Consider the following 14557-nt stretch of genomic DNA (forward strand, 5'->3'; position numbering starts at 1 on the left):
TACCCGGACCTCCTTGCCGTTCAGGGTGTTTCGCTGTACCTGCAGTTTACCTGAACGCATCCTGATAGCACAAGCGTTCTATAAGAAAAATTTTCGAATAATGTCGGTGAGATCAACACCGGCGCCGACCGTGCACCTGCCAATGGCTGCTGGCGCAACGTGGCAAGCAGGCGTAGATCGTGCTCATCCTTGGCGCGCGGCTCGTACCCGCGGTGAAAGAGCTCTTGCTGCTCCAACGACAGGCACGGCACCGATCGAACGTCGAACCGCACAGGAAAGCAATCGGTCTCGACGACGTGGCGCCAGCCGCGAGATACCGGATGCAGAGACCAGCACTTCAGCCCGCCCCGAGGGCCAGCCCTGCGCCGCCAGCAGTCCGCGAGTGACGCGCAGAGCACCGAGCGACGCAGATCCACCTGCGTCACTCGGTGCGTGCGGCTGCGTCAGTCGACCTCAGCCCAACACACCCGCCGGGTCGGCATACGCCATGCCATGCGCTTCGGCGACCGGCTCGCAGACGACCTGCCCGTCGTACGTGTTCAGACCACGCGCCAGCGCCGGGTCGTCGCGCAGCGCGTCGCGCCAGCCGCGGTTCGCGAGGCGCACGGCATACGCCAGTGTCGCGTTGGTGAGCGCCCAGGTCGACGTGTTCGGCACGGAACCGGGCATGTTCGCGACGCAGTAGAACGTGCTGCCATGCACCTGGAAGGTGGGGTCGTCGTGCGTCGTGGGGTGCGTGTCCTCGAAACAGCCGCCCTGGTCGACCGCAATGTCGACGAGCACCGACCCGGACTTCATGTTGGCGACCATCTCGTTGGTCACCAGCTTCGGAGCGCGCGCTCCGGGGATCAGCACCGAGCCGATCACCAGGTCGGCGCCCAGCACCTGCTCGCGGACGGCGAGCGTCGAACTCGCAATCTGCCGCACCCGGTTGTCGTAGCGCCAGAACGTCATTCGCAGCTTTTCCAGGTCGGTGTCCAGGATCGTGACGTCGGCGCCCATGCCGAGCGCGATGTTCGCGGCGTTCTGCCCGGTGACCCCGCCGCCGAGCACGACGACCTTGGCGCTGGCGACACCGCCGACGCCACCCATCAGCACCCCGCTGCCGCCCTGCGCCTTCATCAGCGCGTGGGCCCCGACCTGCGGTGCGAGACACCCGGCGACCTCGCTCATCGGATAGAGTAGCGGCAACATTCCGGACGGCAATTGCACTGTCTCGTAAGCGATCCCGGTGACCTTGGTCTTCACCAGTTCACGCGTGAGCGCCTCATCGGCAGCCAGGTGCAGGTAGGTGAAGAGGGTCAGTCCCTCGCGCAGCCGGTGATATTCCTCGGCGACCGGCTCCTTGACCTTCATCACCAGGTCGGCCTCGCCCCAGACGTCGTCGGCGGCGTCGATGATCGTGGCGCCTTCGGCGGCATACGCCTCGTCGGCGATCGAGCTGCCCTCGCCCGCGCCGCGCTGGATCAGCACCTGGTGGCCTGCGCGCACCAACTCGTGCACACCCACCGGCGTGATGCCGACCCGGTATTCGCCGGACTTGACCTCTGTCGGAACTCCGATCTTCACTGCTGGCTCCTTCGATGCATCGACTGTCGGCCGGCGCGCGTGCGCCGTCCCGAATCGACGCTAGACCCCCGGCGACCCGCTCACGAGCTTTTCACCTCCGTGCGGCCGACCCGCCAGACACCAATCACTCCTGGCACGGCAACCCAGATCGCGAAGGCGACCAGCAGCTGGAGCATCCCGGTGCCGGTCATCTTGTCGTTGTAGAAGTTGCCGGTCGCCTGACTCAGGTCGACCCACGCCTCGGCCGATTTCAAGCCGGGAACCGTCGAGAAGACGGCGCTCCACACGTTCGGCAGCACGTAGAACACGACGACGGCGGCTGGAGTGACGAGCAACGCCATACCGAACGCCGTGCCCTCCATGAGTCCGATCAGCATCACCAGCGTGATGCCGCCGAATCCGGAGAGGCCGAACGACCAGCTGCCGTTGCCTGCGCGCAGCGTCGCTCCGAGCACATTGCCGACCGCGCAGGCGGCGAACATGACTGCCGTTGCAGCGATCCCAAGAGCAAGCACGGCAACACACTTCGCGAGCAGCACCCGGCGACGGCGCGGCACGAGCGTGAAGGTGACCAGACCGGTGCGCTGGCTCCACTCGCTGGTCACCGAAAGTATGCCGAGCGCGGGCAGCAGCAGCTTTTCCGGTGTCGAGGAGAAGTCGACCAGCTTGTTGAACGTCAGCTCCTTCGGCGCGAGCGCCACGACCAACACGCCGATCACGATGGGCGTGATCGCCGCGATGGCGATCAGCAGCCAGCGACTTGCCCGGGTGTCGTAGGTCTTCCGCAGTTCGGTGCGCACGAGGCGATCGAACGGTATGGCGAGATCGCGCTCGTCCGTCATCGGTGCCGGCACCGCCGCAACCGCACTCATCACGCCACATCCTCTCGGCCGTGGTCGGCGGTCAGCGTCAGGAAGAGGTCCTCCAGGTCGCCACCGGCCGCGTCGAGCAGGCTGCGCTTGCTGCCTGCGGCAATCACCCGCCCGCCGCCGATGAAGACCAGGTCGTCCGCCACCGCTTCAATCTCCGCGAGCAGGTGCGACGACAGCAACACCGCACCGCCGCGGTCCGCGAACTCCCGCAACAGCCCTCGCATCCAATGGATCCCAGCCGGGTCGAGGCCATTGGCCGGCTCGTCCAGGATGAGGACCTCGGGGTCTCCCAGCAGCGCGCTCGCAATGCCGAGCCGTTGCCGCATGCCCAGCGAGTAGGTGCCGGCCCGGCGGTCAGCTTCAGCCGGGGTGAGACCGACCCGGTGCAGCATCTCCTGCACCCGGTCGAGCGGTAGTCCCATGACCATGGCGTTCAGCCGCAGCACCTCGCGCCCGGTCCGGCCGGCGTGCTGCGCCGACGCGTCCAGCAGGACGCCTACCCGGCGGCCTGGGTTGGGCAGGTCGCCATACAGCCCGCCGAGCACCCGGGCGGCGCCGGCCGTGGGCGTGGTGAGGCCGACCAGCATCCGCAGCGTGGTCGACTTTCCCGCCCCGTTCGGGCCGAGAAACCCGGTCACCGACCCGTGCTGCACGGAGAACGACACGTCGTCCAGCGCGCGGTGTGGTCCATAGCTCTTGCTCAGACCGGCCACCTCGATGGCAGCCGGGCTCGATGATCGATCGTTCATTGATTGCTCCCGTCCGATGAACCAACAGTGTTGGAAACTGACGAGATACAGCCTCTTTGGGATCGGCCCCCGGATCGTCACCCCGCACGCCGATCTTTCGGCTACGCGTTCGGGCCGACGTCGTACGCCGGATGTTGAGCAACCCGGGCGGATTACGGCACGACCAGACCGGACTGGTAGGCGAAGACGACCAGCTGGGCACGGTCACGAGCGTGCAGCTTCATCTTCGCCCGGCCGACGTGCGTGCGCGCGGTCGCCGGACTCACCACGAGCTCCGCGGCGATCTCGTCATTCGTCATCCCCAGAGCCACCAGCGCCACGACCTCGCGCTCGCGTCCGGTGAGTCGCTCGAGTCCGGACGGGACGACGGAGGGTCGCTGCGGATGTGCCACGAACTCGGCGATCAGCCGGCGAGTCACACTCGGCGACAGCAGCGCTTCTCCCGACGCGAGCTCGCGCACTGCGCGCACGAGGTCGGCCGGCTGCGTGTGCTTCACGAGGAAGCCGCCCGCTCCTGCGCGCAGCGCGTCGAACACATACTCGTCGAGCTCGAACGTCGTCAGGATGAGCACGCGGACGTCCACGAGCCCCGGGTCTCCGGCTATCCGGCGGGTCGCCTCGAGCCCGTCCATCCAGGGCATCCGGATGTCCATGAGCACGACGTCCGGCCGCACCCGTGCGATCAGCTCCAACGCCGCCGCACCATCGTCCGCCTGGCCGACGACGGCGATGTCCTCCTCCGCATCCAGAATCATTGCGAAACCCGCCCGCACCAGAGGCTGGTCGTCGGCGAGCACCACGCGGATCATCCGCCGCGCCTCCATCGCGCGCTCACGGCGAATCCGCCATCCGGAGTGGCGCCCGCGAGGAACGAGCCGCCCGTGGTCGTGACGCGTTCTCGCATTCCGCGGATGCCGGCGCCGGTCCCCTTTGCCGCGCCGGTGCGGGCCGGACCGGCATCCACGATCCGGACGTCGATCTCGGAGTCCGGCCGCGCGGTCACCGACACGGCCGCCGCGCCGGACGCCGAATGACGCATGACGTTGGTGAGCGACTCCTGCACCACCCGGTAGGCGGCGGTGCTGACCGACGACGGGACCTGTTGCGATGGAGCGTTCATCGTCAAGTCGACTCTGAGCCCGGATTGGGTTGTGCTGTCTACCAACCGGGCGATGTCCCACAGACCGGGCGTCGGCAGCAGGTCTGCGGCCCGACCGTCCTCGCGCAGCACGGCGAGGATGACCGACAGTTCCTCCAGCACCTCACCGCTGGCCCGCTGGATCACGGCCAGTGCCTCACCCGCCACCTCCGGTCGCACGCTCAGCAGATGGATCGCGGCGCCCGCTTGGACGTTGATCGTCGCCATGGCATGCGCGACTCCGTCGTGCAGATCCCGCGCGATGCACAATCGGTCCTCGGCGAGGCGACGAGCGAGCTCCTGCTCTCGGGTGCGCAGGATCGCGGCGTTGCGCTCGCGACGCTCGGCGATGTAGCCGCGCTGGGTCCGGATCAGCTCGCCGAGCGCGATGCCCGCAACACCCCAGCCGATGTAGAGGACCGACTCGAGGAGGCCACCATGTCCGGCGCCGATCGCGGTGACGGACAGGGCCGTCATCATCCCGGCGATGCCCACCACCGAAGTGCGCCGGTCAGTGCGCAGGGCCAGCACCACCAGCACCACCCACCCGGTGATCCAGACGGGGCTGTTGGGATAGTCACGAGCAACGAAGACGCACAGGACTGCCGTCACGGCAATCGTCGCCAGACGTGGCCAACGACGGCATACGCCTGTGCTGATGCCCGCGATCACCAGCAATACCAACGCAGTTCCATCGAGCGGGCGCTGTCGACCGTCGGCCGGAATATGGGCTGACAACGCAAGCACCACGACGGTTGCCGCGCCGCACAGGACTGCGTCGGTCGTCCAGTGAGGGTTCCGCAGGGCAGCCGGCAACGTCATACTTCAATCGTCCGCGCCGCGTGAACCCGCGTCATCAGCGTGACGACGACATTCCGGCTACGCCGTACGACGTATGTCGAGGTGCGTTGCGTATGCCGCAGCTGCTCGCGCCGCACACAAACCGCGACGCAGGACAGGCTGCGCTTGGTTGGGACAGCCTTCACTTCCTTGCGAGCACCCCTCAGATCGACGATTCTGGACTGCATCCAGTTACGGCGAAAGGTAGCGAGCAATGGCAACAACCAAGTCCTCCACGGCGACGACGTCCGAATTGGCCTCCGGTGCCTCGCAATTCCTCACCCCCGTGGTGATCGACCTCGAGGCGCTCGTCGTCAACGGCAAGCAGGCACACTGGCACACCCGGGGCGGCAGCTTCATCGGCGTCCACGAGTTGCTCGATGACGTCGTCGCGCACGCCCAGGAGTATGCCGACACGGCCGCCGAGCGCGTCGTGGCCCTCGGACTCCCGCTGGACTCACGGCTGCAGACCGTCGCGGAGAAGACCACCCTCCCGGCACTCAGCGAGGGCTTCCAGCAGTGGCCGGACACGGTCGCCGAGGTCGTCGCGCAGCTCGACGCCGCCCTGGTCACCGTCCGGACGGCGATCAAGGGTCTCGACGAGGTCGACCTGTCCAGCCAGGACGTCGCGATCGAGATCGAGCGCGGCCTGACCAAGGACCGCTGGCTGCTCGAAGCACACATCGCCGGCTGAGGGCGGACCCACGAAGGGGCGGCCGGCCAGTGGCCGGCCGCCCCTTCGCCTACGTGCACACACCGACCCCCGATTTTTAGGTAAGGCTTGGCTTAGTTACAGTCAGGGGTATGACGCGTCATCGCCGAGGTCCCTCGACCCACGTGCTCGTCGCCGGCACCGAGCACGACCTGCGCGTGCTGCGCACCCTGGTCGCCGCGCTGCCTGCGGACGCATTCGGCCAGATCCTGCTGGAGACTCCGCTCGCGGCCGGCATGCCGGCACTCGTCGCACCCGAACGCGTCAGCGTGCAGTGGCTGCCCCGGCCCGAGGGTGCGATCGCGGGGGCACGGCTGGCCGAGAGCCTGGCCGGCTGGGCCCGCGAGTGGCTGGTGGACGGCGACCGCGATCTGCTCGACTGCCACCACCTCTTCATCGGTGCCGCGGGCTTGCGCCCGGTGCAGATCGTCCGGGAGGTGCTCTTCGTGGACACCTGCCCGCACGTCGAGTCGCTCGGCGACATCGCGGTCACCCTGCCTGCACCGGGAGCGCTGCCCGGCTGAGCTCAGGACACCGTGATCGCCGCGTCATCGATCACGAAACTGGTCTGCTTGCTGGAGTTCTCCGACCCGGTGAACTTCAGCGTGACCGGCTGCCCGGCATACGCCGACAGGTCGAACGTGTGCTGCCCGTATCCGGTGTTCGCGTTGAGGTTGGAGTAGGTGTAGAGGTTTCGCAGCACGTTGCCGGAGCTGTCCAGCAACTGCACCTTCAGTGTGTCGTTCTTCGCGGTGGTGGTTGTCTCGGCGGTGTCGATGTGCAGCCAGAACGTCAGCGATGCGCTGCATCCCGACGGCAGCGTGACCGTCTGGGCGAGGGTGTCCGTATGCGTCCTGCCGTAGCCGTCGAGCCAGGCATCCCACGAGCCGGTATGTGCGGGCTCGCGGCTGCCGTCATACAGGATCTTGGACGACGACACGGTCCACGGCGACGCGGTGCCGCTCTCGAAACCGCCGTTCCCGAGCAGCTGCCCGCTGCATGAGGTGCCGCCTCCGCCACCCCCGCCGGACGATCCGCCGAAGTCGTTGTCGAAGGCCTGCTCGACGCCGTTGATGACGCCGGTGTCGCTGACGATCAGGCCGAGTTCGCGGTTGTCGTTGAGGGAGTTGTTGGAGAAGTTCTCCGAGCCGAGGAAGACCCGCTGGTTCGCCGTGCCGTCGTCGACGACGATCGCCTTGGCGTGGATGTAGTAACCGGTGGAGCTGGTGTAGGTCTTCACCTGACCGCCCGCCGCGGTCACCTCGTTCAGCTCGGTGGTGTTCGCGTTGTCCTCGTTCTCGGCGACGACACGCACGGCGACGCCGCGCTGGGCAGCCGCGACCACGGCGTTGACCAGGGTCGGGTCCTCGAACTCTTCCTGCTCGATGTCGAGGGACGTCTTCGCGCTGTTGATGAGCGCGAGCAGCTGCGACTGGGAGTCGGTGGGCGACCACACCAGGTCGGCGCCGTCGGAGGGGGTGATCGAGTGCTTGGCGTAGTCGGCGTTGAAGACCGACTCGATGGCCGACACGTCCGCCTGGTTCGTGTCGAAGACCCCGAAGTCGCGCGACGTCGCGTAGTAGGTGGTGTCGAAGTTGCCGGTGCTGATGTAGGACTCCCGGTCGTCGACGGTGATCGTCTTCTGGTGCGTGTAGGTGAACGCGGAGGACGAATACGTAACGCCGGCTCCCGCGTTCTGCAGGGCCGTGTATGCCGGGCCGTCGATCGACGAGTGCTGTGCGTCGAAGATGACCCGCACCTTCACGCCGGCCTTCTCCTTGGCCACCAGGTCGTTGACGAGGGTGGTGTCGCGCAGCTCGTAGATCGTGATGTCGATCGACGTGGTCGCGGAGTTGACGAAGTTGTAGATGGCGCTCTCGCCCTGGTCGGGCAAGGTGACCAGCGAATAGTCGCTTGCGGCATGCGCCGTCGCGGCGAACGGGACGAAACTTGCCGCCGCGACGGTGGTCGCAACGGCGACGGATCGGACGAGCCATGGGATGGCTTTCACGGACTGCCTCCTGGAAGGTGGGAAGGAAGCGAAACCGTCCGGCCCAGAGGGTGATCGGGCTGGCCGGATCGGCTCTCGCGCATCGCATCGTATGAGCGATCCGGCCGGCAAAACCGGCTGCTGAGCGAACGCGAACTGAACACAGACCTGCTCTTTGCCGTTCAATCAGCTTGTGCTCGTGGGTCTTTCAGCTTCCTTCCCGCCTCCACGTGACGCGTCGCCGACGCGTCACGTGGTCACCACGGCCACTGCCACGGGACCAGCCAGCAGAAAGTGGTCGAACTCGCGGCGCCGGTCGCATCCGTCGCGGTGACAGTCACCCACGAAAAGCCCGCAGTGCTCGGTGTGCCGGAGATCAGACCGGTCGACGGGTCGATGGACAAGCCGGCCGGGAGGCCCGCCGCCGAATAGGTCAGCGCGCCGCCGTCGATGTCGTACGCCTGCGCCTGCAGGGACGTTGCGGACCCGATTGCCGAGGTCTGAGTGCCCGGGTTCATGACCGTGACCGAATTGGTCGCACTCTTCTCGAAGTCGTGGTCGAAGGCACGCTCGACACCCCAGGTCACGCTCGGGTCGTTGATGATCAGGCCGAGTTCGCGATTGTGGTTCAGGGAGTTGTCGGAGAAGTTCTCCGACCCGACGAAGACCCGCTCGTTGCGCGTGCCGGCGTCCACCACGATCGCCTTCGCGTGAATGTAGTAGGCCGTGTCACTGGGACTCGTGTATGTCGCAACCTTCCCGCCGGCTGCGGTGACCTCGTTCAATTCTGTGTTGTAGTCGTGATAGTCGTTCTCCACGACGACACGCACGGCAACGCCGCGCTTCGCGTCCGCGATGACTGCGCCGACCAGGGCCGGGTCACCGAACTCCTCCTCCTCGACGTCGAGTGACTTCTTCGCACTGTTGATGAGCGTGAGCAGATGCGCTTGGGAATCCGTCGGGGACCAGACCAGGTCAGCGCCGTCGGACGGGGTGATCGGCTGCTTGGCGTAGTCGGCGTCGAACACGGCCTCGATCGCTGACACGTCGCGCCGGTCGGTGTCGAAGACCCCGTAGTCGCGCGTCGTCGCGTAGTAGTGATCGTCAAAGTTGCCGGTGCTGATGTAGGACTCCCGGTCGTCGACGGTGATCGTCTTCTGGTGCGTGTAGACGAAGGCGGGGGACGAGTAGGTGACGCCCGCGCCCGCGTTCTGCAGGGCCGTGTATGCCGGGCCGTCGACCCACGAGTGCTGCCCGTCGAAGATGACCCGCACGTTCACGCCGGCCTTCTCCTTGGCCACCAGGTCGTTGACCAGAATGGGGTCGCGCAACTCGTAGATCGTGATGTCGATCGACTTCCGCGCCGACTCGACGAAGTCATAGATCGAGTTCTCACCCTGATCGGGCAGCGCCACGAGCCGGTACCGGCCGGCCCCGGGCGCGCCCCACGCGGGGCTGACGCGATCGGCCGCATGCGCGACGCAGGCGGAGGGAATGAACGCGGCTGCTGCGACGGTGGTCGCTGCGGCAACGGTCCGGACTAGCCAATGAGCCCTCACGGGTGGCCTCCTCTATCGGTGGATGGGAAGCGGCAGCCACCGTGGCGCACGAGAGTGCTCGAACCGTCCGGGACGGGCTGTCACGCGCCGCATCCTATGGACGAAACAGCAACTTGCGGTGGTCTCGTGAATGAACGGAGACGGAATACAAACCGCCTCTTTGCCAATCAATCAGCCTGCCATCACTGGACATCCAGCACATCGGGAGAAATGCGCGGCCGACGGGGCAGCCGTGCCGCCATCCGCGTGGCGGGGACGCTCCTCGGCATTCCTCCGACCACCGGCGAGCACCCCTGACATGATGGGACGGAGACATTCCCTCGCTCGCACGCGGCCGCTTCCGGCAGTGCCACCGCGGCAAGGGCAGCTCGACCCGGCATCCACCAGGAGGTAGTTCGCACCATGAGCACGACCCCGACATACCAGGTGACCGACCCCGTGACCGGCGAGGTCGGCCAGACCTTCCCCTTCGCGACCGACGCCGAGATCGAGGAGGCGCTGGCTGCCTCGGCCGCGGCGTTCCAGGCGTGGCGCGCGCGCCCCGTCGAGGAGCGCGCCGCCATCGTCAGCAAGGTCGCTCAGCTCTTCGCCGAACGCGCGACCGACCTCGGCGCGCTGATCACCACCGAGATGGGCAAGCGCCCCGCGCAGGCGGTCGGTGAGGCCGAGTTCAGCGGCGAGATCTTCGGCTACTACGCCGACAACGGCCCGAAGCTGCTGGAACCGACGCCGCTGCCCGGCCACGACTCGGCCTATGTCGAGCGCCTGCCGATCGGCCCGATCATCGGCGTCATGCCGTGGAACTACCCCTACTACCAGGTCGCCCGGTTCGCCGGTCCCAACCTGGTCGCCGGCAACACGGTGCTGCTGAAACACGCCGAGAACTGCCCGACCTCGGCGCTCGCGATCGCCGACATCATGCGTGACGCGGGCGTGCCCGAAGGCGTCTACCTCAATCTTTTCGCGACTCACGAGCAGATCGCCACGATGATCGCCGACGACCGCGTGCAGGGTGTCTCGCTCACCGGCTCCGAGCGCGCCGGGCGGGTCATCGCGGAGACGGCCGGGCGCAACCTGAAGAAGGTCGTGCTCGAACTCGGCGGCTCCGACCCCTACATCATCCTCGACAGCGACGACGTCGCTGCCGCCGCGAAGACCGCGTGGGTGACCCGCATGGAGAACGTCGGGCAGGCGTGCAACTCCAACAAGCGGCTGATCGTCGCCGACGACGTGTATGACGAATTCGTCGCCAAACTCACCGAATTGGCGTCCGCCACGTCACCCCGCAAGCCCGGTGACGACTCCGCCAAGACCTACTCGCCGATGGTCTCCCGAGCCGCCGCTGAGCGGCTGGCCGAGCAGGTCCAGGACGCGGTCGACAAGGGCGCGACCCTGCACGTCGGCGGCGAGCTGGCGGACGACGCGAGCGCCTATTACTCACCCGCCGTGCTGACCGGCGTCACCCCCGAGATGCGCGCCTACCGCGAGGAGCTCTTCGGCCCGGTCGCGGTGGTCTACCGGATCGGCAGCGACGACGAAGCCGTCGAACTGGCCAACGTGGTCGACTACGGCCTCGGGGGTGCCGTCTTCAGCACCGACGTCGACCGTGCCCGTGCGGTGGCGAGCCGCCTCGAGGTCGGTATGGCGAACGTCAACACCCCCGCAGGAGAGGGCGCCGACCTGCCGTTCGGCGGGACCAAGCGCTCCGGTTTCGGCCGCGAGCTCGGCCCTCTCGGCATCGAGGAATTCCTCAACAAGCGGCTGTTCTACGTCGAGAGCTGACCGGGCCTTCACGCACTGAGCAGATGCCGAACGGACGTCATACGCGACCGTTCGGCATCTGCCGTTTTCGCCGACCAACCGCCCGCGCACCTCATACGTCATACAGTCAACGAACGTTCGAGGAGGCGCACCATGAAGATCTACGCGCGACGACCGGCGGCACTGGGTGCCGCGCTCGCGGTCGCGACGGCAGGTATGACGCTCGCGGTGGCACAGCCGTCGCACGCGGCGGTACCGGCAGCGACGCTGGCGAGCTGCCCGACGCACCCGGTCACCTATTACGGGCAGATCGGCAGCTGCGTCAAGCTCGCCCAGCAGCTACTGATCAAGCACGGCTACTCGGTGGGGTCGTCGGGCGCCGACGGCGTCTTCGGCAAGGACACCCTGGCTGCGGTCAAGCGCTTCCAGGCGGCGCGCAACCTCGACGCGACGGGTGTCGTCGACACGCTGAACTGGAAGGCGCTGCTGGCGTTCGGCCCGACCGGCGCGACCTGCGTCGCCAAGACGACGAAGGACCTGACCACCGCGGAGCGGGTCGGCCAGTTGCTGATGGTCGGCATTGAGCAGAGCAACCAGACCGAAGTGCACACGATGATGAAGGACTACCACGTGGGCAACCTGGTCTACCTCGGCGGCTGGAACGGCAACGGCACCGTCGGGCGCACCTCCGACGCCAACCAGGCGCTCGCCTACACCTCCTGGACCGGCAACGTCCCGCTGCTCATCGCGGCTGATCAGGAAGGCGGCTATGTCCAGCAGCTCAAGGGCACCGGCTTCACCACCCTGCCCACCGCGCTCACCCAGGGCGGCTGGTCCTCCAGCCACCAGCGGTCGACGGCCGCCACGGTCGGCCAGCAGCTGCGCGACGTCGGCGTCAACGTCAACCTCGCCCCGGTCTCCGGCACCGTGCCGCAGTCGCTCGGCACGGGCAATGGCCCGATCGGCTACTACTACCGCGAGTACGGCTACACGCTCTCGACCGTGTCACGCGCCGTGACCAATATCGTCTCGGGCCTGCAGAGCCGCGGCGAGATCGCCACCCTGAAGCACTTCCCCGGCCTGGGCCGGATCAAGAACAACACCGACACCTCGAGCACCGGCATCACCGACAACACAATGACGATGACCGACCCCTACCTGACGCCCTTCAAGTCGGGCATCTCGGCCGGCGCCGGCATGGTGATGGTGAGCCTCGCCTGGTATCCGAAGATCGACGCCTCGAACCAGGCGGTGTTCTCCTCAAAGATGATCACCACGTTGCTGCGCGGCAAGCTCGGCTTTAAGGGTGTCGTCGTCAGCGACTCACTGAGCGCCGTTGCGGTGGAACATGTTTCGGTCGGCGACCGCGCCGTGCGCTTCATCGCAGCCGGTGGCGACATCGCGCTCACCGGTAGCCCCAGCGAGATCCCCGCCATGTCTGCGGCGATCCTCGCGAAGATGAAGACGAGCCCGACTTTCGCGGCCCAGGTGAACGCCGCGGTCAACCGGGTGCTCACGCTCAAGTCGCAGCACGGGTTGCTCTTCTGTTCGTGAGACGGGGATTTCGTTCCTCATCCCCATCTCACTCACCTGATGTTGTTGGTCCGCCCTTCGGGCGGCACGCGAGATGGGGACCGGTTCCTCATCCCCATCTCACTCACCTGATGTTGTTGGTCCGCCCTTCGGGCGGCACGCGGTGCTTGTAGGTTGCAGGAGTGTCCGACATACCTGCCCTGCACGGTCCGCTCCCCCTCACCGACGGCTCGGCGCTGAGCGAGGACGGCCTGGCCGCGGCATACCCATGGCCGGACCGGAACGTCTGGGTGCGCGCCATGATGGTCACCACCCTGGACGGGGCTGCTGCCGGGTATGACGGGCTCAGCGGTTCAGTGTCGTCCGACGCCGACCAACTCGTCTTCAACGCGGTACGCCGGCACGCGGATGCCGTGCTGATCGGCGCGGGGACGCTGCGCGCCGAGCAATACACGCCCATGCGCGCGAAACCCGAGGACCAACAACAGCGTTCGGCGGACGGACAACGGCCGGCGCCGGTGCTCGCCGTGGTCAGCGGCTCACTGAATCTGCCCTGGGACCTGCCGGTATGGCGAGAGTCCACTCACCGTCCGCTGGTGCTGACCTCGGCGCACGCCGACCCCGGTCAGCTGGCGATCGCCGGTAAACACGCCACCGTCGTGACGCTGCAGGACATCACGCCGACCACGATCGTGACGGCGCTGACCGAGCGCGGGCTGACCCGCATCGTCTGCGAAGGCGGACCTCGGCTGCTGCGCGACCTGGTCGCCGCCACACTCGTCGACGAGGCCGACATCACCCTCAGCCCGGTCTTCGCCGGCACGGCGCACTCACCCACGACGGCCGCACTGGCGCAGGTCAGCACGTTCCGGCTGGGGCACGTGCTCCAGGGCGACGGCGCCCTGATGATGCGCTACCTGGCCGACCGATGATCAGCCTGGCCGCGCTGTCCGCGCTCGCCGACGAGTTCTCCGCAGAGCTGGCGACGCCGGTCGCGCCATTGCGGATCGCCGGGCAGGACTTCGACACCGACCAGCGACCGGTGCTGATGGGCGTGGTCAACCTGTCGCGCGACTCGTCATACCGGGAGAGCGTCGCGGTCAGTTCCGCGTCGGCGCTGCGCAAGGCGCGGGTGCAGGCGGCAGGCGGCGCGGACCTGGTCGATGTCGGTGCCGAGTCGAGCCGTGCCACGGCAGCCCGCGCGGGAGATGGCGAGCAAGAGCAGCACCTCACTCCGGTGATCGAAAGCCTTGCTGCTGAAGGCATTGCGGTGTCGGTGGAGGCATACCGGGCGTCGGTCGCCCGCGCCGGGCTGGCCGCGGGAGCTTGTGTGCTGAACCTGACCGGATCCGATGACGACAACAGGATGTTCGAGCTGGCCGCCCGGTATGGCGCGACAGTCGTGCTCTGCCACGTCCTCGGCCCGCACGCACGCGCCCTCGACGGCCGGCCGGCAAATCCCGATCCGGTGCCGGCCATGCTCGACGGCTTCGGGGCACGCATCGAACGCGCCCGGCACCTCGGGGTGCCCAGCCTGGCGATCGACCCGGGGCTGGGCTTCGGTTTCCACCTGGACGACCAGCGCGCCCGCGCCCGGCACCAGACCGTCGCATTGCTGCACAGCTTCCGGCTGCGGCAACTCGGGGTCCCGATCTGTCATGCGTTGCCGCACGCCTTCGACGTCTTCGAGGACCAGTTCCGCAGCGCGGAGGGCTTCTTCGCCGTGCTCGCTCACCTGGGCGGCACCGGCATCTACCGCACCCACGAAATCCCTTTGGTGCGAAGCGTGCTGGACGCCTTGCACAGTTTCAGTGTGATGCCGGCAGGTGACTGA

Annotated in this window: 14 protein-coding genes; 6 read left to right on the forward strand and 8 right to left on the reverse strand. The window is 67.4% G+C overall.

Annotated features, from left to right (window positions below; translation table 11 throughout):
• Window positions 1–20: 20 nt before the first annotated feature.
• The 6 genes from EFY87_RS21410 to EFY87_RS18705 all read right to left on the reverse strand — a co-directional run bounded on the left by EFY87_RS21410 (window position 21) and on the right by EFY87_RS18705 (window position 5150).
• Entirely contained in the window at window positions 21–425 is a 405-nt protein-coding gene (locus tag EFY87_RS21410; protein WP_425459374.1) for a nucleotidyltransferase domain-containing protein, read from the reverse strand.
• Window positions 426–453: 28 nt separating this feature from the next.
• Window positions 454–1569, reverse strand: coding sequence for an alanine dehydrogenase (gene ald, locus EFY87_RS18685; protein WP_123273003.1), 1116 nt, complete (start codon window positions 1567–1569; stop codon window positions 454–456).
• A gap of 80 nt (window positions 1570–1649) precedes the next feature.
• Window positions 1650–2441, reverse strand: a complete 792-nt coding sequence (locus EFY87_RS18690; protein WP_123273004.1) for an ABC transporter permease — start codon at window positions 2439–2441, stop codon at window positions 1650–1652.
• Window positions 2441–3190, reverse strand: coding sequence for an ABC transporter ATP-binding protein (locus EFY87_RS18695; protein ID WP_123273005.1), 750 nt, complete (start codon window positions 3188–3190; stop codon window positions 2441–2443). The genes EFY87_RS18690 and EFY87_RS18695 overlap by 1 nt, the downstream gene beginning before the upstream one ends.
• Before the next feature lie 152 nt (window positions 3191–3342).
• A complete protein-coding gene (locus tag EFY87_RS18700) occupies window positions 3343–3999 on the reverse strand; it encodes a response regulator transcription factor (RefSeq protein WP_123273037.1) in 657 nt (218 codons plus the stop codon).
• Window positions 3996–5150: a sensor histidine kinase gene (locus EFY87_RS18705; RefSeq protein WP_123273006.1), complete on the reverse strand. Its 1155-nt coding sequence runs from the start codon at window positions 5148–5150 to the stop codon at window positions 3996–3998. Before EFY87_RS18705 ends, EFY87_RS18700 begins: the two co-directional genes overlap by 4 nt.
• A gap of 232 nt (window positions 5151–5382) precedes the next feature.
• Here EFY87_RS18705 and EFY87_RS18710 point away from each other — a divergent pair, with 232 nt between their 5' ends.
• A complete protein-coding gene (locus EFY87_RS18710; protein ID WP_123273007.1) occupies window positions 5383–5862 on the forward strand; it encodes a Dps family protein in 480 nt (159 codons plus the stop codon).
• Between the two features lie 110 nt (window positions 5863–5972).
• Window positions 5973–6404 (forward strand): siderophore-interacting protein, encoded by a 432-nt coding sequence (locus EFY87_RS18715; protein ID WP_148043403.1) that lies wholly within the window; start codon window positions 5973–5975, stop codon window positions 6402–6404.
• Between the two features lie 2 nt (window positions 6405–6406).
• Here the strand turns inward: EFY87_RS18715 and EFY87_RS18720 are convergent, their stop codons facing one another.
• Both EFY87_RS18720 and EFY87_RS18725 read right to left on the reverse strand, forming a co-directional pair.
• Window positions 6407–7891 (reverse strand): phospholipase D-like domain-containing protein, encoded by a 1485-nt coding sequence (locus EFY87_RS18720; protein ID WP_220093710.1) that lies wholly within the window; start codon window positions 7889–7891, stop codon window positions 6407–6409.
• A gap of 236 nt (window positions 7892–8127) precedes the next feature.
• Complete coding sequence (locus EFY87_RS18725) at window positions 8128–9429, reverse strand: phospholipase D-like domain-containing protein (protein ID WP_123273009.1); 1302 nt, start codon at window positions 9427–9429, stop codon at window positions 8128–8130.
• Between the two features lie 402 nt (window positions 9430–9831).
• Here EFY87_RS18725 and EFY87_RS18730 point away from each other — a divergent pair, with 402 nt between their 5' ends.
• The 4 genes from EFY87_RS18730 (at window position 9832) to EFY87_RS18745 (ending at window position 14557) form a co-directional block, all read left to right on the forward strand.
• Window positions 9832–11211, forward strand: a complete 1380-nt coding sequence (locus tag EFY87_RS18730; RefSeq protein WP_123273010.1) for an NAD-dependent succinate-semialdehyde dehydrogenase — start codon at window positions 9832–9834, stop codon at window positions 11209–11211.
• A gap of 132 nt (window positions 11212–11343) precedes the next feature.
• Window positions 11344–12744: a glycoside hydrolase family 3 N-terminal domain-containing protein gene (locus EFY87_RS18735; protein ID WP_123273011.1), complete on the forward strand. Its 1401-nt coding sequence runs from the start codon at window positions 11344–11346 to the stop codon at window positions 12742–12744.
• Between the two features lie 161 nt (window positions 12745–12905).
• Window positions 12906–13655 (forward strand): dihydrofolate reductase family protein, encoded by a 750-nt coding sequence (locus EFY87_RS18740; RefSeq protein ID WP_123273012.1) that lies wholly within the window; start codon window positions 12906–12908, stop codon window positions 13653–13655.
• Window positions 13652–14557 carry a dihydropteroate synthase gene (locus tag EFY87_RS18745; RefSeq protein ID WP_123273013.1) on the forward strand — a complete coding sequence of 302 codons (906 nt, stop codon included), beginning with the start codon at window positions 13652–13654 and terminating at the stop codon, window positions 14555–14557. The genes EFY87_RS18740 and EFY87_RS18745 overlap by 4 nt, the downstream gene beginning before the upstream one ends.

The sequence above is a fragment of the Flexivirga caeni genome, from assembly GCF_003724155.1.
GTDB lineage: Bacteria > Actinomycetota > Actinomycetes > Actinomycetales > Dermatophilaceae > Flexivirga > Flexivirga caeni.

Excerpts from the sequence above, each read along its gene's own strand:
- EFY87_RS18690 (WP_123273004.1), bottom strand. The coding sequence starts at position 2,441 with ATGAGTGCGGTTGCGGCGGTGCCGGCACCGATGACGGACGAGCGCGAT.
- EFY87_RS18695 (WP_123273005.1), bottom strand. The coding sequence starts at position 3,190 with ATGAACGATCGATCATCGAGCCCGGCTGCCATCGAGGTGGCCGGTCTG.
- EFY87_RS18700 (WP_123273037.1), bottom strand. The coding sequence starts at position 3,999 with ATGATCCGCGTGGTGCTCGCCGACGACCAGCCTCTGGTGCGGGCGGGT.
- EFY87_RS18705 (WP_123273006.1), bottom strand. The coding sequence starts at position 5,150 with ATGACGTTGCCGGCTGCCCTGCGGAACCCTCACTGGACGACCGACGCA.
- EFY87_RS18710 (WP_123273007.1), top strand. The coding sequence starts at position 5,383 with ATGGCAACAACCAAGTCCTCCACGGCGACGACGTCCGAATTGGCCTCC.
- EFY87_RS18715 (WP_148043403.1), top strand. The coding sequence starts at position 5,973 with ATGACGCGTCATCGCCGAGGTCCCTCGACCCACGTGCTCGTCGCCGGC.
- EFY87_RS18730 (WP_123273010.1), top strand. The coding sequence starts at position 9,832 with ATGAGCACGACCCCGACATACCAGGTGACCGACCCCGTGACCGGCGAG.
- EFY87_RS18735 (WP_123273011.1), top strand. The coding sequence starts at position 11,344 with ATGAAGATCTACGCGCGACGACCGGCGGCACTGGGTGCCGCGCTCGCG.
- EFY87_RS18745 (WP_123273013.1), top strand. The coding sequence starts at position 13,652 with ATGATCAGCCTGGCCGCGCTGTCCGCGCTCGCCGACGAGTTCTCCGCA.